This window comes from Actinoplanes sp. M2I2, from assembly GCF_023544445.1.
Classification (GTDB): domain Bacteria; phylum Actinomycetota; class Actinomycetes; order Mycobacteriales; family Micromonosporaceae; genus Actinoplanes.
This window is the reverse complement of the sequence record NZ_JALPVJ010000007.1, coordinates 136,256-153,548: the sequence shown is the minus strand read 5'-3', so window position 1 is coordinate 153,548 and position 17,293 is coordinate 136,256. Positions and strand designations below refer to the sequence as shown.

The following is a 17,293-nucleotide window of genomic DNA, read 5'->3' as shown; positions in this document are numbered from 1 at the left end:
GGCTCCGACCAGCTCCGCTCTGCTCGGCCCAGCCCGGCTCATCCCAGCCGGGCTCGGCTCGGCCCAGCTCGGCCAAGCTCGGCTTGGTCCAGTCGGCCTGGCCTGGCTCGGCTCGGCCTGGCCCAGCTCGGCCTGGTCTCGCTCGGTCGGGTCGGTCCGGCCAGCGCCTTATCAAACCGACCTGCCTGTCCTCGTCCTCGACGCCGGCCGAAGGCAGGCGCCTCTGGCCGCCGACCGGGAACGCACTTCACGAATCCCGTCGACGAGACCGCAATGGCAACCCGGTCAGACGCCACCGGAGCTCTATGCCATCGGAGGGTTATCGGCTCCCAACTTCCGATGCCTCGGCGTTCGGCTTTGAGCCTTCGGATCGGTGTCTCTGGCTGTGCTGGACAAGGCTTGGCCAGTCAGCTCGCTCTTGCGCAACGGCATTCGGGCCGGCCGGTGACTTCCTTCTGCTCTGCGGGCACTGCACGACGTTCCGGGCACCGGCTGCCTCAAGCCGGTGCCCGATTGCCCTGGCGGTTCCCCGCTCAGGATTTTGATCAGGCGACACGTCAGGACGATCGGCGGTCGTCAGGCCATTTCCGCGAGCGGTGTGGCCAAGCGGTACGGGCGGTTCACCAGTGATGCAGGTTGATGCGGCGGTAGGCCATCGCCGGTCGGCCTGCAATGTTGCTCTTCTCGCTGCTGAACCCCGTCCGGTCGGGGATCGCGGCCCGGGGTGAACCACCCGGGTAGCCGAGCTGCTTCTCGGTCGCCTCGCCTGTCGGGGCCGGTTCGCCGGACCTGGCGCCCTGGGAGGAACTGGTGCGATGTGACCGCATGATGCTGCGCCTCTTTGAGACTCGTTCGGTATGCCTACCGACCTGACAAACAGTTGGAGCGGCAAAGCTGAGCCGAACCCTCGGCGACGTCATGTCGGGCGCGGGACCGGCGGGTGTGGCCGAATGAGCCGTTCGGCGGCCAACCTCGTGGCTTGAAGGGCGGTGGTCGACCGGGCTGACGCATGGATTCGGCTTCCAGATGGCGAACGTCGTCCGGTCGGTGTTCGCCGTCGCGGGAGTGTGGAATCAGTTCGCTGTCTAGGACCGGTTCGCCGGACCGGTGGCCTCGTAGCGCGTCGTCGGAGCCGATGCCTCCGCCGTGTGGCGGACAACCGCTCAGCGCGCGGAGTGATAGCCCCGCGGAGTAATAGCCCGCGGAGTAGCACCCCGCGAAAGAGCACCCCGCGAAGCAGCACCTTGCGAAAGAGCGACCCGCGAAGGAGCGGCCTGCCAAGCCGAACCAGCCACGTGGCTGGGCAACAGGCGGCGCTCAAGGTGAAGGCCCCACACGAACCGAGATGTCGTCATGCTCGCCTCGGTGCATCAGCACCTGAGTGGCTCGGCCGCCGCCCCGCGTCCGTAGGCGGCGACCGCCCCCGTTGTCTTCGGCCCGGCGCGTAGGTGACGGGGCCTGCGCCGGGTCGCGCCTGTCGGGGAGTGATCTCTGATCGCCGGGACTGTCGCCCGGCGGCCTCTGGGATCTCCGAGGTGGAGAGTGGGAGCCGCCGGGCGAACAGCGTGACAGGAAGGTGGGATCGCTCCCTGCTCTGCCCGGTCTCATCGGGCGTTCGTCCTGGCTGTACCTCCTTTCGTCGGCGGGGGCGGGTGAGGGCGGGGAAAGGTCTGCGCGGGGGACGGCACTCCAGGGAGGAAAGGAAAGGGGCGGGCCACCCCGAGGGTGAAAGGCAAAGGACTCGCCACCCCGAGGGGAAAGGGGAAGGAGCTCGCCATCCCGCGGGGGCAAGGGAAGGGGCGCGCCACCCCGGGGAGGAAAGGGGAGAGGTGGAGCGGGGACGAGCGCGTCGACGCAGGGAGCGCTGAGGCCGCAACTGCAGCGGCGCCAGAGTGACCGCCACACCCGCCGGTGATGCGGTCCGACTGGAACGGGCGGGGTAGTCTGGCGACGCCTAGTCATGGGCATAGTGTAGATGACATACGACTAGCTGTCTCCTATCAAGTTGGCCTTCGACTAATAGTCTCGCGCCTACGGTCGATCATGTGGCAGCGAAACCGATCCGGCTCATGGGGGCGCACGAGATCCGCATCCGTCTGGGTGGGGTGAGCCGGCAGCGTGCGTACCAGATCACCAGCCGCGCCGACTTCCCCAAGCCGGTCGCCGACCTGGCCCAGGGCAAGGTGTGGGCGACCGACGACGTCGAGGCGTGGATGAAGGTGCACCGCCGCGACCTGGACGACTCCGAGGACTGAGCGGGCGGGGCGCGGATCCCGCAGTACCACGGGCGCCCGGGTGGCGCCCTTCGTCGTGCTGCGCGTGGCGCGTTCATCGGGCTCTCCGGGCGAGCGGCGCGAGTGCCACCCCGGTGTCCCGGCGCTCGACCAAACCGGCCAGTTCCAGTAAGGACAGTCGTCGCAGAACGGTTCGCAAGGGCAGCCCCGCCCGGACGGCCAGTTCCTCGGAAGTGGCCGTTCCCCGCCGCGGCACCGCTTCGAGCACGAGCGCCGACTCCTCGTCGAGGCCGTCGCGCCGGTGCTCCGGCCCGCGCGCCGGATCGCTCTGATACTCCCCGATGCGGCCGATCGCCTCGAGCACGTGGGGCGCCCCGGTGACCAGCGTCGCGTCCGGTCTCTCGCGCAACAGCTCATGACAGCCGACCGACATGGCCGACGTGACCGGGCCCGGCACGACCATGGCCGGCCGGCCCAGCGCCAGCACCCGGCCCATCGTCTGGATCGCCCCGCTGCGCGCCGCCGCCTCGACCAGGACGGTGCCCACCGTGGCGGCTGCGATGACCCGGTTGCGGATGAGGAACCGGTGTCTGAGCGGCTCGCTGCCCGGCGGCCACTCGCTGATGAGCAGCCCGGACTCGGCGATCCGGTCGAACATGGCCGAGTTTCCCACCGGGTACGGCCGGTCGACCCCGCAGGCCAGGACCGCCACGGTACGGCCGCCGGCCGCCATGGCCGCCCGGTGCGCCGCGGCGTCGATGCCGAACGCCCCGCCCGACACCACGGTCCAGTCGTGCGACGCCAGCCCGTACGCGATCTCGTTGGTCACGTGGATGCCGTAGCTGGTCGCCGCCCGCGCCCCCACCACCGCGACCGCCCGCGCCAGCGTCTCGCCCAGCGGCCACGACCCCCGGACCCAGAAGCACAGCGGCGGCCGGACGTCCTGGTTGACGCGGCCCGCCACGTCGAGCGCGAGCGTCGCCAGCGAGGCCACCCGCGACGGCCACTCCTCGTCGGGCGGCACCACGATGCGCGCCCCGAGCCGCTGCGCCCGCCGCATCGTCAGCTCGGCCAGCCGGCGCGGGTCGAGATCGGCCGACCGGGCCCGCGCCGCCGCCCGCAGCGGTCCGTCGGGCACGTCGCCGCGCAGCAGCCGATCGAGCGTCGCCACCGCCCCGCCCTCCTCCACGAGCGACCACACCGCGCGGTTGCCCGGCTCGGCGAGCCAGGTCAGCGCGACCCGGGCCGCGCGATCGTCGTCGTCAGAGGGCATGGCTTTCTCCCATTCGCAGCTGGATGGCCTCGCTGACCTCGGCCCGCCCCGGGCGGTCGCGGCCGTCCAGGTCGGCGATCGTCCAGGCGAGCCGCAGCACACGGTCGAAGCCGCGCGCCGAGAGCAGCCCCTTGTCGAGGGATTCGCGCAGGTCGGCGGTGTCGGCGACGGGCAGCCGCCACGGCGCGCGGCGCAGCACCGGGCCCGGCACGTCGGCGTTGACCCGCCAGCCGTCGTCGGCCCAGCGCTTCGCGGCGGCCGCCCGGGCCGTGGCCACCCGCGCGGCGATCTCGGCCGACGAGGTGGCCGGGGCGGTAGCCGTCGTCAGCTGGGCCGCGCTCAGCGGCGCCAAGGTGAGTCGGATGTCGATGCGGTCGAGCAACGGGCCGGACAGCTTGGCCAGGTAGCGCCGCCGTACGGCCGGCGGGCAGGTGCAGTGCTGATCACCGGCCGGACTGGCGCAGGGGCAGGGGTTGGCCGCCAGCACGAGCTGCACGCGGGCCGGGAAGACGGTCGTGCCGCGGGCCCGGGCCAGCACGACCCGGCCCTTCTCCAGTGGCTGCCGCAACGCCTGCAACGTCGCCGACGGGATCTCCGCGGCCTCGTCGAGAAACAACACGCCCCGGTGGGCGAGCGAGAGAGCACCGGGCCGGGCCAGTCCGCTGCCGCCGCCGACGAGCGCCGCGGCCGAGGCGGTGTGGTGAGGCGCCTGGTAGGGCGGCCGCCGGACCAGGCCGCCGTCCGGGGGCAGGACCCCCGCGATCGAATGCAGGGCCGTCACCTCGAGCGCCGCCGCGTCGTCGAGCTCGGGCAGGATCGACGGCAGGCGCTCGGCCAGCATCGTCTTGCCCGCGCCGGGCGGCCCGAACAGGGCCAGGTGATGCCCGCCGGCGGCCGCGACCTCCAGGCCGTACCGTCCCATCTCCTGTCCCGCGACGTCGGCCAGGTCGTAGCCGGGCGCGGCCGGCACCGGGCCGGCCGGCGGGGGTTCGAGCAGCTCCCCGCCGTCGCGGAGGAAGCCGACCAGCCGGCGCAGGGTGTCGACGGCTTCGACGGTCACGCCGGGGACGACCGTCGCCTCGCGCGCGTTGGCCAGCGGCACGATCACCCGGCGCAGCCCGGCGGCGGCCGCCGCGGCCACCATCGGCAGCACCCCACGCACCGGTCGTACCGCGCCGTCGAGCCCCAGCTCGCCGAGCAGCACGACCCCGTCGAGCGCGGCGGGAGGCAACTCACCAGCGCTGGTCAGCATCGCCGCGGCGATGGCCAAGTCGAACGCGCTGCCCTGCTTGGGCAGCGCGGCAGGCAGCAGGTTGACCGTGATCCGCCGGTTGGGCCAGGTGTTGCCCGAGTTGACCACGGCCGCCCGGACCCGGTCGCGAGCTTCGTGCAGGGCTGTGTCGGGCAGGCCGGTCAGCACGACGGCGGGCAGCCCGGGGGAGAGGTCGGCCTCCACCTCGACGACGTGCCCGGTCACGCCGAGCAGCCCGACGCAGAGGACGCGCGCGTAGCTCATCGCGATCCCGGTCAGAACGCCGAGCGGATGTGGGTGACCTGGCCGGCGCCGTGGGCGGGCATGAGCACCTCGACCACGTCGAAGCGGATCTCCCGGGGATGGATACCGGTGTCGGAGATCCAGCGCAGCGCGAGTTGCCGCAGCTTGCGCACCTTGCGGTAGGTGACAGCCTCGGCCGGTGGGCCGAACCGGCCGTCGCGCCGGGTCTTGACCTCGCAGAACACGATGTCGTCCCCGTCGCGCAGCACGAGGTCGACCTCGCCGTCGGAGCAGCGCCAGTTCCGGTCGAGGATCACGAGGCCGTGCGCCTCGAGGTGCTGGGCCGCGATCCGTTCGCCGTAGGCCCCTGTGGCCCGCCTTTGCGTCGTCATGGCGCACAACCTGGCCCGGACCGGACGGGCCGCGCCGCGCGCCGACCGCCCGTTCTGTGGACGGAGCGCGATTGTGGAAAACCGCTCTGTCACCGTCAAGGTGTGTTATCGGCCCTCCGGTGGCATCTATGTCCGTCGTCACCTAGGTTTCGACATCGTGGAAGGACGCCGCTACGCCGATGACGCAGAGCCGAGCTGGTACACCGGGCCCGGCCAGTACTCCCGACCGCCCGAGTCCGACCTCTCGGGCTCGATCCCGGTCAACCCGTACGACTCGGGGATCCACGAGCGGCCGAGCGGCGCCTTCCGGCTCCCGGAGCAGCGACCGGTCACCTCGGGCGGCAGTCATGCCCGGCCGCCCGAGCCGGACCTGCGCGTCCCGGTCCGCGGCCCCGAGTACCCGACGATCCGGCCGACCGGCGACGCGATGCCGCCGCCTCCGATGGCCGAGCCGACCGCGCTGGTCCCCCCGGTGACCCCGGCGGCGCCGGAGCGGAAGGAGAGCGTCTATCAGACCCGGCGGCCGGTCACGTCCGTCATCGTCGCGGTCGTCATGGTCGTCCTGATGATTCCGGTCGTCCGGCTGCTGGTCGAGGCCACCTTCACCGGCGATCCGAGCGCCCGCGGCATCGTCCCCGCCGTCCTGCTCACGCTCGGCTTCACGCTCACCGGCATCGGTCTGTTCGCGGTGGCCCGAGGTGGCCCGATCGCCCGCGAAGCCTGGCTCCGGCCGCCGGTCGCGTACCTGCCGGCGGGCCTGATCCTGCTGCTCGCGGCCGGCCTGGCAGTCGCCTGAAAACGTCCGGCGACGCTTGGCGTATGCTGGTTGACGGCGACCGCCTCGTGCGGTCGACCTCGCGTGCCCTCTGTCAGGTCCTTTACCGGCCCTGCAGCGACGGCCCTCCCTGGTCTCGATCAACTCGGGTCCGACCGTGGCCGCCGACCGGGCACCAGGACGCTCGCCGCCGGCGAGTGTGACAACCAGGGACCACAGGGAGTAACCCACCATGGCCGTTGTGACCATGCGTCAGCTGCTGGAGAGCGGTGTCCACTTCGGGCACCAGACCCGGCGCTGGAACCCGAAGATGAAGCGCTTCATCTTCACCGAGCGTAACGGCATCTACATCATCGACCTGCGCCAGACGCTCGATTACATCGAGAAGGCCTACGCCTACGTCCGGGACACCGTCGCCGAGGGTGGCCACATCCTCTTCGTCGGCACCAAGAAGCAGGCGCAGGAGGCCATCGCCGAGCAGGCGACCCGGGTCGGCCAGCCGTACGTGAACCACCGTTGGCTGGGCGGCATGCTCACCAACTTCCAGACCGTTTACAAGCGGCTGCAGCGCATGAAGGAGCTCGAGGCTCTGGGTGACCTGACCGGCACCGCCGCCGGGTACACCAAGAAGGAGACCCTTCAGCTCTACCGCGAGAAGACCAAGCTCACCAAGACCCTCGGTGGTCTCCGGGACATGACCAAGACGCCGTCGGCGATCTGGGTCGTGGACACCAAGAAGGAGCACATCGCCGTCGACGAGGCCCGCAAGCTGGGCATCCCGGTCATCGCGGTGCTGGACACCAACTGTGACCCGGACGAGGTCGACTTCCCGATCCCGGGCAACGACGACGCGATCCGCTCGGCCGAGCTGCTGACCCGGGTCATCGCGACCGCGGTCGCCGACGGTCTGATCGCCCGCTCCGGCCGTGGCCGGGGCGGCGCCGACGAGAAGCCCGAGCCGGGCACCGTCGCCGCCGGCGAGCCGCTGCCCGAGTGGGAGCGCGACCTGTACGAGGGCGCCGAGAAGAAGGCGGCCGAGGCTCCGGCCGAGACCCCCGCTGCGGCTCCCGCCGCCGAGGCCCCCGCCGCCGAGGCTCCCGCAGCTGAGGCCCCCGCGGCCGCGGCTCCCGCGGCTGAGGCTCCGGCCACCGAGGCCCCCGCCGCGGCCGGCGAGCCCGTTCCGGCCGCTGCCGCTCCCGCCGAGTAAGTCAGCCAATCCCGAACTGACATCGAGAGAGAGTCATGGCTAACTACACCGCCGCGGACGTCAAGAAGCTCCGCGAACTGACCGGTGCCGGCATGATGGACTGCAAGAAGGCGCTGGACGAGGCGGACGGCGACTTCGACAAGGCTGTCGAGTTCCTGCGCATCAAGGGCGCCAAGGACGTCGGCAAGCGTGCCGGCCGTACCGCGGCCAACGGCATCGTGAGCCACTCCGGCAACGCGCTGCTCGAGCTCAACTGCGAGACCGACTTCGTCGCCAAGACCCCCGACTTCGTCGCCCTGGGTCAGCAGCTGGTCGAGCTCGGCGAGCAGAACAAGATCGCCGACGCCGCCGCGCTGCTCGAGGCCACGCTCGACGGCAAGACCGTCGCCGACACGATTCAGGAGTACTCGGCCAAGATCGGCGAGAAGATCGTTCTGAACCGTTTCGTGGTCCTCGACGGCAACGTCGCGGTCTACCTGCACCGCAAGGCGCAGGACCTGCCGCCGCAGGTCGGTGTCCTGGTGCAGTACGAGGGCAAGAGCGACGAGGCCGGCGAGGACGACGCCCGCAGCATCGGCATGCAGGTCGCCGCGATGCGCCCGCGTTACCTCACCCGCGACGAGGTCCCGGCCGACGTTGTCGAGTCGGAGCGCCGCATCGCCGAGGAGACTGCCAAGGAGGAGGGCAAGCCCGAGAAGGCTCTGCCCAAGATCGTTGAGGGCCGGGTGAACTCCTTCTTCAAGGACTACGTCCTGCTCGAGCAGCCGTCGGTTCTCGACAACAAGAAGACCGTCAAGCAGATCGCCGACGAGTCGGGTGTCAACATCACCCGGTTCGTCCGGTTCGAGGTCGGCCAGGAGTAACCGGGCCGCCGTTGGAGGCAAGGGAGGCCGGGTACGCGATTCTGCGTCCGGCCTCCTTCTCCCATAAGGTCTCTGCTGAGCATGGAGGGGAAGGCGGGTCTCATGACGTTGGTGACCGAGCAGGCAGTCCCGGTTGACGATCCGACTTCGCCGTCCACACGGCCTCGGCGGGTAGTCCTGAAGCTTTCCGGCGAGGTGTTCGGCGGCGGCGCGGTCGGCGTCGACCCCGACATCGTGCAGGGCATCGCCCGGCAGATCGCCACCGTCATCCGCCGCGGCATCCAGGTCGCGGTCGTCGTCGGCGGGGGCAACTTCTTCCGCGGCGCCGAATTGCAGAAACGCGGCATGGACCGCAACCGCGCCGACTACATGGGCATGCTCGGCACGGTCATGAACGGCCTGGCCCTCCAGGACTTCCTGGAGAAGGAGGGCATCGAGACCCGCGTGCAGACCGCCATCACGATGGCCCAGGTCGCCGAGCCCTACATCCCGCTGCGCGCCATCCGCCACCTCGAGAAGGGGCGCGCGGTCATCTTCGGCGCCGGCGCCGGCATGCCGTACTTCTCCACCGACACCGTCACCGCCCAGCGCGCCCTCGAGATCCACGCGGATGTCGTGCTGATGAGCAAGAACGGTGTCGACGGCGTCTACACCGCCGACCCGCGCATCGATCCCACCGCGCGCAAGCTCGACACCATCACCTTCCAGGACGTGATCCAGCAGGGTCTGCGCGTGGCCGACCAGGCCGCCTTCAGCCTCTGCGAGGAAAACAACCTCCCCATGCTGGTCTTCGGCGCCCAGGGCGACGACACCATTGTCCGCGCGGTCAGCGGCGAGAAGATCGGCACTCTCATCACCGCCTGAGCCCAACAATCCCTGCACCACCAAGAGAGCAAGGAGGCGAGAAGAGCCGGTGATCGACGAGACCCTCTTCGAGGCCGAAGAAAAGATGGAGAGCGCGGTCGAGCACGCCAAGGAGGAGTTCGCCGCGATCCGTACCGGGCGAGCCACCCCCGCGATGTTCTCCAAGATCGTGGTGGACTACTACGGCGCGCCCACGCCGGTGACGCAGATGGCCTCCGTCGGCGTCCCGGAGCCGCGCATGGTCATCGTGAAGCCCTACGACGCGACTCAGCTCGGGCCGATCGAGCGGGCCATCCGCGACTCGGACCTCGGGGTGAACCCCAACAACGAGGGCACCCAGCTGCGCATCCACCTGCCGCAGATGACCGAGGAACGCCGTCGCGAAATGATCAAGGTGGCGCGCAGCAAGGCCGAGGAGGGCCGGGTGGCCATCCGCAACGTGCGCCGCAAGGCCAAGGAGCAGCTCGACCGCCTGGTCAAGGACGGCGAAGCGGGCGAGGACGACGGCCGCCGCGCCGAGAAGGAGCTCGACGACACGACGCACAAGTACGTGTCCACCGTCGACGAGCTCCTCAAGCACAAGGAAGCCGAGCTGCTCGAAGTCTGATGTCCTACCTCGATCCGCGTGCCGGGCGAAGCGCCGGCGACGACCCGGGCGTGCCGTCGCCGTACGCCTACGGCGCCGGCGGCCCCGGCCCGGCCGGGCCGGCCTGGCACGCGGGCGAGGACGTCCCGACGGGTCAGCTTCCCCTCGTTCCTCCGCCGCAGACGACTCCGCGCCCCGAGGCTTCGCGCCCCGAGGCTTCGCGCCCTGAGGATCCGCGCCCCGAAGACCTGCCCGAGACCGAGAAGCCGATCAAGGGACGCCGCCGTGCCAAGGGCGCGGGCGGCAAGGTGACCGGACGGGCCGGCCGCAATCTGCCCGCCGCCATCGCGGTCGGCGTGGCGATGATCCTGGTCGTCCTCGGCTCGCTGGTGATCTGGCCGGACGCCTTCCTCGGCGTGATCGCGCTGGCCTCCGCCGTCGGCGTCTACGAGATGGCCCGCGCCCTGCGCGCCTCCGGCGCCGACGCCCCGCTCGTCCCGCTGATCGCCGGCTCGCTGCTGATGGTCGGTCTGGCCTGGCACGACGGCCCCGACGCGCTGCTGCTCGGCCTGGTGGTGACGATCGCCGCATCGGTGATCTGGCGCATAGCGGACGGGGCGGCCGCGTTCCGGCGCGACCTGTCGGCCAGCGTCATGATCGCGATCTATGTCCCCTTCCTGCTGAGCTTCGGGGTGCTGCTCCAGCTGCCCGACGCGGGCGAGGACGGCCGCTGGCGCGTGCTCTGCACCCTGCTCGCCGTCGTGCTTTCCGACACAGGCGGCTACGCGGTGGGCGTCTTCCTGGGCCGGCACAAGATGGCGCCGTCGATCAGCCCCGGCAAGACCTGGGAGGGTTTCGCCGGTTCGGTGGCCTCGGCCGCGATCGGCAGCGCCCTGTTGCTGCACTTCCTGCTGGAGATCCCCTTCTACTGGGGGCTGCTGTTCGGCGCGGTCATCGCGGTGGTGGCGGTCGCGGGTGACCTGGCCGAGTCCATGCTCAAGCGTGATCTGGGCCTCAAGGACATGAGTCACCTGCTGCCCGGTCACGGTGGCCTCATGGACCGCCTCGATTCCATCCTGTTCGCCGTTCCCACCGCTTACCTGCTCTTCGCCCTGATCGGGGCGAACACGTGACCGGCGCGTACTCGGCCGAGCGTGCGAGACTGGTTGGGCCATGACGATTCTTCCGGTCATCCCGACCAGCCCCGACCAGCCCGACTCAGTGGCCATCCGGCGCCGTCCGTCGATGCCTCCTCGCCACCTCGCCGACCTCGACCTCGCGGCCCGCCAGGCGGCCGTGACCGCGCTCGGCGAGCCCGCGTTCCGCGCGAAGCAGCTCTCCACCCATTACTTCGGCCGGCTCGTGCGCGACATCGACGCGATGACCGACCTCCCGGCCGCCACGCGCGCCCGGCTCACCGGCGATCTGCTGCCGACGCTGCTCACCCCGGTGCGCGAGCTGGCCTGTGACGACGGCGCGACCCGTAAGGCGCTCTGGCGGCTGCACGACGGCGCGCTGGTGGAAAGTGTCCTGATGGGCTATTCCGACCGGGTGACGGCCTGTGTGTCGAGCCAGGCCGGCTGCGGCATGGCCTGCCCGTTCTGCGCTACCGGCCAGCAGGGCCTGACCCGCAACCTCTCGGTCGCCGAGATCGTCGACCAGGTGGTCTACCTGGCCGGGGTGGCGGCGAGCGGCGCGGTCACCGGGTCGCCGCCGCGGCTGTCCCGCGTCGTGTTCATGGGCATGGGCGAGCCGCTGGCCAACTACCCCCGGGTCATCGAGGCGGTGCGCCGGCTCACCGCTCCGGCGCCGGAGGGTCTGGGACTTTCGCAACGGCACATCACGGTCTCCACCGTGGGTCTCGTGCCCGCGATGCGCCGGTTGACGGCCGAAGAGCTCAACGTGACCCTTGCGTTGTCCCTACATGCCCCCGATGATGATCTGCGCGATGAGCTTGTGCCCGTCAACCAGCGCTGGAAGGTGGCCGAGGTGCTCGATGCCGCGTACGAGTACGCGGCCCGGACCGGACGCCGGATCTCGATCGAGTACGCCCTGATCAGGGACGTCAACGATCAGCCCTGGCGTGCCGACCTCCTCGGCAAGCTTCTGCGCGGCAAGCTGGCGCATGTGAATCTCATCCCGCTGAACCCGACACCGGGCAGCAAGTGGGATGCGAGTCCGAAACCGGTCGAGCGCGAGTTCGTCCGCCGGCTGCGTGAGGCCGGAGTGGCGACGACGGTCCGCGATACCCGGGGCCGGGAGATCGATGGCGCGTGCGGCCAACTGGCCGCGGGCGAGCTCACGGAGGCGAGCGCTGGGGGCGCCGCAGCCGCAGCGGAGGTGGCACAGTGACTGGGCTCAGGTCCCAGCGAGCGGAGTGGGAGACGTTGTGACGAGTCAGGGGCAGCGTTTCCGGCGGCGTGCGCTGCGCCGCGGCTACAAGGTCGACGAAGTCGACTCCTTCCTCGACCGCGTCGAGGCCACTCTCGCCGGTGAGCAGTCGGGCCCGCCCGTCGGCGCGCAGGAGGTGCACGACGTGGTCTTCCGCGTGCGCTTCGGCGGCTACGACGAGTGGCAGGTCGACCTCCACCTCGACCGCGTCGAGCGGCAGCTGGCCGAGCTCGAGGACCGAGGCGGCCGCGGTGGCTCCTCGACCGACCCGATGCGGGACTCGCTGCGCGGCGGTCTCTCCTCGAGCGGGTTCGCCAGCCCCAAGCAGGGCCTGGGCGCCGCGATGAGCGGCGGCATGGGCGGCGGTCAGGGCATGGGCCAGACGATGGCCGGCCAGGGCATGGCTCCTCAGGGCATGGCGGGTCAGGGCATGGCCGGTCCGGGCATGGGCGGCCGGATGGCCCCGCCCACCGAGCGCCTGCCGGCTCCGCCGGTCCGCGACGACCGCTTCCAGCAGCCGCAGCAGCCGCAGCAACAGCCGCAGCGCGGCCAGATGCCCCCGTCCGAGCAGTACGGGCGCTACGACGAGCCCACCGGCTACGGCCAGCCGGCGCAGCCTCAGCTGCCCCAGCGTCCGGTCGCCCCGCCGTCCTACGACCGTGACCCGCGCGGTTACGACCAGGGCTACGACACCGGCGGCTTCGAGACGCCCACCGGCTTCGACGGCTTCGAGGCGGGCCGGCACGGCAAGACCGACATGACCGCCGAGATCCGCATGCCGCAGCGCGAGCAGCAGGACCCGCGCGGCGGCTACGGCGCCCCGCCGATGAGTGGCCCGCCGATGGGTGGTCCCCCCATGGGAGGCCCGCCGATGGGCAACGCTCCGATGAGCGGCCCGCCCGGTGCCTACGGCAGCCAGCAGCAGCAGCCGCAGCTTCCCCCGCCGATGGGCGAGCCGGGCGGCGAGCTTTACCGGATCGACCAGCTGCGCCGCACGTTCCAACCGCGCCGCTTCGGCAGCGGTTACGACCCGGCCCAGGTCGACCGGCTCTTCGAGGGCATCCTCGGGGCGATGACCGGCCGCGGTCCCATGCCGGTGCCCGAGAACGACCTCGACATGCTGCAGTTCGGCCTGGTGCCGGGCGGTTACTTCGAGGCCGAGGTCGACGCCGCCCTGCGCGAGGTGAAGGACATCCTGACCCGCCGGCGGTGACCCGACGCACGACCCAGCGCATGGAAAAGGCCCGCGTCGAGCGGGCCTTTTTCGTGCCGGTTCTAGTGGTCTTCGGGCCGCAGGCCGTTGCGCCGCAGCACACTGTCGAGGACGAGCGCGCCGAGCAGACCGACCGCGAAGAGGACGAGCCAGATGTTCTCGGTGTTGCCCTCGTGGTTGCCCCAGAAGAACATCAGGATGACCACGGCGCTGAGAATGGCGCCCTTGCGACCCCGCTTGCGGTCGCCCGGCTTGAGCTGGTCGGGGGCATACACCGGATCTTGATCGGCAGCCACGACTGAGTCCTTCCTCTCCAGGGCGATCTATCGTGTCCAGTTTCGCACGACGCCTCCGCGCGCGGCCCACCAACCCGGACCCGGTACCTTCGATGCGGTCGGGTTCTTGGATCGAGGGAGTAGAACGGTGCGGATCACAGGCACTGGGCACGCGAGCATGCGGATCGACACGGCCGCCGGCAGCATTCTGTGCGACCCGTGGGTGAACCCGGCATATTTCGCCTCGTGGTTCCCTTTCCCGGACAATTCTCTGCTCGACTGGGAGACGCTGGGCGACGTCGACTACCTCTACGTCTCCCACCTGCACCGGGACCACTTCGACGCCGAGCACCTCAAGCACTTCATCAGCAAGAAGGCGACGGTGCTCCTGCCGGAGTACCCGACCAGCCAGCTCGAGGACGAGCTGCGCGACCTGGGCTTCACCAGCTTCTTCAAGACGAAGTCGAACGAGGTGCACGAGCTCGACGGCGGCCTCCGGGTGATGATCCAGGCCCTGATCAGCCCGACCGACGGCCCGATCGGCGACTCGTCGCTCTGGGTCGAGCACGACGGCATCCGCGTGCTCAACCAGAACGACGCCCGCCCCACCGACCTCCAGATCTTCAACGACCTCGGTCACGTGCACGCCCACATGCTGCAGTTCTCCGGCGCTATCTGGTATCCGATGGTCTACGAGCTGCCCGATGCGGCCAAGACGGCGTTCGGCAAGCAGAAGCGCGACCGCCAGTTCGACCGCACCTGGCGCTACATCGACGACCTGAAGGCCGACCACGTCTTCCCGATCGCCGGTCCGCCCTGCTTCCTCGACGACTCCCTCTGGCAGTTCAACGACATCTTCGGTGACGAGGGCAACATCTTCCCCGACCAGTCGGTGTTCCTCGAGGAGTACGCCAAGGTCGGCGGCACCAACGGCATCGTCCTGCTCCCCGGCAGCGTCACCGAGCTGACCGAGAAGTCGGCCGACACCACCCACCCCACCCCGGTCGACGAGTTCTTCGCCCACAAGCGCGAGCACCTCGAGGAGATGCGGGAGCGCAAGGCCCCCGTCATCGCCGCCGAGAAGGCGTCGTGGCGGCACCCCGAGATCGACGTGCTCGGCGAGCTCAAGAAGCGCATCGAGCCCCTCCTCGAGGAGTCGCTCTACCTGGCCCAGGGCGTCGGCGGCCCGGTCCGCTTCGACCTGACCGACTCGTTCGGCACCGACGGCGAGGTCGTCGAGTCGATCGTCGTCGACTTCCCCGGCAAGCAGGTGCGCCCCTACAACGACGAAAAGGTGCGCTACCGCTTCCGCACCGGCCGCGCCCTGATCGAGCACCTGATCCACATCGACGAGGGCGACTGGGTCAACAGCCTGTTCCTGAGCTGCCGCTTCTCCGCCGCCCGCATCGGCCAGTACAACGAATACGTCTACGCGTTCTTCAAGTGCCTCTCCGAGGAGCGCCTGCAGTACGCCGAGGGCTGGTACGACGAGCACGAGAAGGCCGTGGAGGCCGAGGACACCCAACTGGGCGATTGGACCGTCCAGCGCCGCTGCCCCCACCTCAAGGCCGACCTGAGCCGCTTCGGCATCGTCGACGGCAACGTCCTGACCTGCCAGCTCCACGGCTGGAAGTTCGACCTCCCCACCGGCCGCTGCCTGACCAGCGTCGGCCACAAGATCCGAGCCGAGAAGACGGCACAGTAAGCACAAGCAAGAGCAGAAGGATCTCGTAGCCGGCCGGGTGGTACAGACGGCAACTCCCGTCGAGGCAGCGTGGCCAAGCGGCGACGCCCGAAGGGCGCGAGCTCCCACCAGCTACTCAGGTGATCTCCTCGCGACGGCAGCCTCAGCCCCATCGAAAAGGCGGAGGGGACGCAACCCGCCTTTTGGTTGCGTCCCCTCCGCCTTTTCGATTCCCTGAAGCAGCCGCCGCGAGGAGATCACCGCCCCACCGCAACCATCGCCAGGGAGATCTCCGAGCGATGGCCGGGGTCTGGGGCAGAGCCCCAGGGTCTTAGTTCAAAGCGCCCCAGGGTCTTACCCCGAGAAGTGGAGGGAAGTGACCAACCCACGACGCAAGCGAACGCCTGTCCCGCGCCCCAACCCAGCCGTTCCTACACCCCAAGATCCATCAAGATGCGCCGAGCCACATTGTGCCCAGCCGCCCCGATCACCGACCCCGCCGGATGAGCCCCCGCCGACCCCGCATACAGCCCGTCCACCCCCGTGAAATAAGGCATCCGCTCATCAAACGCGACCGTGTTGTCCACGTGATGAATGTGCCCTCCCGTAATCCCGAAGTGCTGCTCGATACCCGGCGGCGTCAACGGCATCATGTCGACCACCAACTCCCGGGTCCCCGGCGCATACCGCTCACAGATCTCCAGCAACCGGTCCACGTACCCCGGTAGCTCCCGCTCCCATGTCGACCCGGCCGGCGCGTACGGAACCGACTGCACGAACAACGCCGACGAGTGATGCCCCTCCGCGTCCCGCAACGACGGGTCGACGGTCGTGTGCAGATACCACTCGATCGTCGGCTCCGCCGGCAGCCGCCCGGCCTGCACGTCGGCCCACATGGCCCGCAGCGCCGCCATCGGTGAGTCCGTGCTCGCCGTACCGGCCAGCCCCGCCGACCCGGGCAGCAGATGAATCGTCGAGCCGAACGGCGACGCGGTCCCCGGCGGCAGGCAGCTGAACGAGGGCAGCCCGCGCAGGGCCAGGTTGAGCTTGAGCGTCGTCCCGGTGCGCCGGACGGCGGCCATGCGCGACGTCAGCTCCGGGGGCAGCGAGCCCGCGGGCACCAGGTCCATCAACCGGTACGGGTCGCAGGCGCCCAGCACCACCCGGGCCTCGATGGAACGACCGTCGGCGAGGACGACACCGCCGGCCGCCCCGCCGTCGACGGTGACCGCGGTGACCGGGACCCCCGTCGCGATCTGGGCGCCGGCGGCCCGCGCGGCGTCGGCGAAGACGCGGGTGACCGTGCCCATGCCGCCCTGGGCGATCATCCAGGTGCCGTCGGAGCCGGGCAGGCGGCACATGTTGTGCACGAGGAAGTTGTGGCCCGTACCGGGGTCGTCGGGGCCGGCGTTGAGGCCGGACAGGCCGTCGGTGACGGCGTACATGCTCACGAGCAGTTCGCTCTTGAAGCCGAACCGGGCCAGGTAGTCGGCGACGGAACCGCGGACGAGGTCGATGAAGGTGCTCTGGAGCTGCGGGCGGATGTAGCGGTCGGCCGTCTCCTCGACAGTTCCGGGCTCCTCGAGCCAGGCCGGGGCCAGGTCGGCCCGCAGCGCGCCGATCTCGGCCGCGAGCTGCTCGTCGGCGACGACGTCGCGGCGCGAGAAGAAGCGCTCGAGCTGCTCGCGGGTGGCCGAGTGGTCGCGCCCGAGGAGCAGGTAGGGCGATCCGGCCGGGCCGGGCGTGGGCAGGAAGTAGTGCGGGTCGCGGCGCAGCACGGGGATGTCCACGTCGAGCGTGCGCAGCAACTCGGGTGGCATCAGACCCAGCAGGTACGACCCGGTGGAGTGGCCGAGGCCGGGCGCCTGGGCGAACGGATGCTCGGTGCGGGCCGCGCCGCCGATCACGTCGGTGGCCTCGAGGACGACGACGCTCAGGCCGGCGCGGGCGAGCAGGATGGCGGAGACGAGGCCGTTGTGGCCCGCTCCGATGATCACTACGTCGGACCGGGCGGGGAGGGTGGTCATGACGACTGAGGGTA

General features: G+C 70.6%; 16 protein-coding genes. 10 read left to right on the top strand and 6 right to left on the bottom strand.

Annotated elements, in window-relative coordinates:
* Positions 1-620: 620 nt before the first annotated feature.
* Positions 621-827 carry a hypothetical protein gene (locus tag HJC40_RS15160; RefSeq protein ID WP_250001727.1) on the bottom strand — a complete coding sequence of 69 codons (207 nt, stop codon included), beginning with the start codon at positions 825-827 and terminating at the stop codon, positions 621-623.
* Positions 828-2,069: 1,242 nt separating this feature from the next.
* Here HJC40_RS15160 and HJC40_RS15155 point away from each other — a divergent pair.
* The gene (locus HJC40_RS15155; protein ID WP_215784742.1) at positions 2,070-2,255 is read left to right on the top strand and encodes a DNA-binding protein; all 186 of its coding nucleotides are present in this window, start codon (positions 2,070-2,072) and stop codon (positions 2,253-2,255) included.
* Positions 2,256-2,328: 73 nt separating this feature from the next.
* Here HJC40_RS15155 and HJC40_RS15150 read toward each other — a convergent pair whose 3' ends face one another.
* The 3 genes from HJC40_RS15150 to HJC40_RS15140 are packed head-to-tail and all read right to left on the bottom strand — an operon-like array spanning position 2,329 to position 5,394.
* Positions 2,329-3,507 (bottom strand): DNA-processing protein DprA, encoded by a 1,179-nt coding sequence (locus tag HJC40_RS15150; protein WP_250001726.1) that lies wholly within the window; start codon positions 3,505-3,507, stop codon positions 2,329-2,331.
* A complete protein-coding gene (locus tag HJC40_RS15145; protein ID WP_250001725.1) occupies positions 3,497-5,023 on the bottom strand; it encodes a YifB family Mg chelatase-like AAA ATPase in 1,527 nt (508 codons plus the stop codon). Before HJC40_RS15145 ends, HJC40_RS15150 begins: the two co-directional genes overlap by 11 nt.
* An 11-nt stretch (positions 5,024-5,034) precedes the next feature.
* Positions 5,035-5,394 carry a YraN family protein gene (locus HJC40_RS15140; RefSeq protein WP_250001724.1) on the bottom strand — a complete coding sequence of 120 codons (360 nt, stop codon included), beginning with the start codon at positions 5,392-5,394 and terminating at the stop codon, positions 5,035-5,037.
* 73 nt (positions 5,395-5,467) lie between these two features.
* Here HJC40_RS15140 and HJC40_RS15135 point away from each other — a divergent pair, with 73 nt between their 5' ends.
* From HJC40_RS15135 to HJC40_RS15100, 8 genes are all read left to right on the top strand, one after another.
* On the top strand, positions 5,468-6,190 hold the full coding sequence (locus tag HJC40_RS15135) for a hypothetical protein (protein WP_250001723.1): 723 nt from the start codon (positions 5,468-5,470) through the stop codon (positions 6,188-6,190).
* A 211-nt stretch (positions 6,191-6,401) separates the two neighbouring features.
* Positions 6,402-7,376 (top strand): 30S ribosomal protein S2, encoded by a 975-nt coding sequence (gene rpsB / locus HJC40_RS15130; RefSeq protein WP_250001722.1) that lies wholly within the window; start codon positions 6,402-6,404, stop codon positions 7,374-7,376.
* Between the two features lie 35 nt (positions 7,377-7,411).
* On the top strand, positions 7,412-8,239 hold the full coding sequence (tsf, locus tag HJC40_RS15125) for a translation elongation factor Ts (RefSeq protein ID WP_250001721.1): 828 nt from the start codon (positions 7,412-7,414) through the stop codon (positions 8,237-8,239).
* A gap of 102 nt (positions 8,240-8,341) precedes the next feature.
* The gene (gene pyrH / locus HJC40_RS15120; protein ID WP_250001720.1) at positions 8,342-9,103 is read left to right on the top strand and encodes a UMP kinase; all 762 of its coding nucleotides are present in this window, start codon (positions 8,342-8,344) and stop codon (positions 9,101-9,103) included.
* A 49-nt stretch (positions 9,104-9,152) separates the two neighbouring features.
* Positions 9,153-9,710, top strand: coding sequence for a ribosome recycling factor (gene frr / locus HJC40_RS15115; RefSeq protein ID WP_250001719.1), 558 nt, complete (start codon positions 9,153-9,155; stop codon positions 9,708-9,710).
* On the top strand, positions 9,710-10,822 hold the full coding sequence (locus HJC40_RS15110) for a phosphatidate cytidylyltransferase (RefSeq protein WP_250001718.1): 1,113 nt from the start codon (positions 9,710-9,712) through the stop codon (positions 10,820-10,822). Before frr ends, HJC40_RS15110 begins: the two co-directional genes overlap by 1 nt.
* Before the next feature lie 40 nt (positions 10,823-10,862).
* Entirely contained in the window at positions 10,863-12,041 is a 1,179-nt protein-coding gene (gene rlmN / locus HJC40_RS15105) for a 23S rRNA (adenine(2503)-C(2))-methyltransferase RlmN (protein ID WP_250001717.1), read from the top strand.
* 37 nt (positions 12,042-12,078) lie between these two features.
* The gene (locus HJC40_RS15100) at positions 12,079-13,293 is read left to right on the top strand and encodes a DivIVA domain-containing protein (protein WP_250001716.1); all 1,215 of its coding nucleotides are present in this window, start codon (positions 12,079-12,081) and stop codon (positions 13,291-13,293) included.
* A gap of 62 nt (positions 13,294-13,355) precedes the next feature.
* Here the strand turns inward: HJC40_RS15100 and HJC40_RS15095 are convergent, their stop codons facing one another.
* The gene (locus tag HJC40_RS15095) at positions 13,356-13,589 is read right to left on the bottom strand and encodes a DUF2631 domain-containing protein (protein ID WP_250001715.1); all 234 of its coding nucleotides are present in this window, start codon (positions 13,587-13,589) and stop codon (positions 13,356-13,358) included.
* Between the two features lie 127 nt (positions 13,590-13,716).
* On the opposite strand from HJC40_RS15095, the gene HJC40_RS15090 reads away from it, so the two are divergent.
* Positions 13,717-15,273, top strand: a complete 1,557-nt coding sequence (locus HJC40_RS15090; protein WP_250001714.1) for a Rieske 2Fe-2S domain-containing protein — start codon at positions 13,717-13,719, stop codon at positions 15,271-15,273.
* A gap of 410 nt (positions 15,274-15,683) precedes the next feature.
* Here HJC40_RS15090 and HJC40_RS15085 read toward each other — a convergent pair whose 3' ends face one another.
* Positions 15,684-17,279, bottom strand: coding sequence for an NAD(P)/FAD-dependent oxidoreductase (locus HJC40_RS15085; protein WP_250001713.1), 1,596 nt, complete (start codon positions 17,277-17,279; stop codon positions 15,684-15,686).
* Positions 17,280-17,293 lie beyond the last annotated feature (14 nt).

Excerpts from the sequence above, each read along its gene's own strand:
- HJC40_RS15085 (WP_250001713.1), bottom strand. The coding sequence starts at position 17,279 with ATGACCACCCTCCCCGCCCGGTCCGACGTAGTGATCATCGGAGCGGGC.
- tsf (WP_250001721.1), top strand. The coding sequence starts at position 7,412 with ATGGCTAACTACACCGCCGCGGACGTCAAGAAGCTCCGCGAACTGACC.
- HJC40_RS15140 (WP_250001724.1), bottom strand. The coding sequence starts at position 5,394 with ATGACGACGCAAAGGCGGGCCACAGGGGCCTACGGCGAACGGATCGCG.
- rpsB (WP_250001722.1), top strand. The coding sequence starts at position 6,402 with ATGGCCGTTGTGACCATGCGTCAGCTGCTGGAGAGCGGTGTCCACTTC.
- HJC40_RS15145 (WP_250001725.1), bottom strand. The coding sequence starts at position 5,023 with ATGAGCTACGCGCGCGTCCTCTGCGTCGGGCTGCTCGGCGTGACCGGG.
- HJC40_RS15110 (WP_250001718.1), top strand. The coding sequence starts at position 9,710 with ATGTCCTACCTCGATCCGCGTGCCGGGCGAAGCGCCGGCGACGACCCG.
- HJC40_RS15155 (WP_215784742.1), top strand. The coding sequence starts at position 2,070 with ATGGGGGCGCACGAGATCCGCATCCGTCTGGGTGGGGTGAGCCGGCAG.
- HJC40_RS15160 (WP_250001727.1), bottom strand. The coding sequence starts at position 827 with ATGCGGTCACATCGCACCAGTTCCTCCCAGGGCGCCAGGTCCGGCGAA.
- pyrH (WP_250001720.1), top strand. The coding sequence starts at position 8,342 with ATGACGTTGGTGACCGAGCAGGCAGTCCCGGTTGACGATCCGACTTCG.
- rlmN (WP_250001717.1), top strand. The coding sequence starts at position 10,863 with ATGACGATTCTTCCGGTCATCCCGACCAGCCCCGACCAGCCCGACTCA.
- HJC40_RS15150 (WP_250001726.1), bottom strand. The coding sequence starts at position 3,507 with ATGCCCTCTGACGACGACGATCGCGCGGCCCGGGTCGCGCTGACCTGG.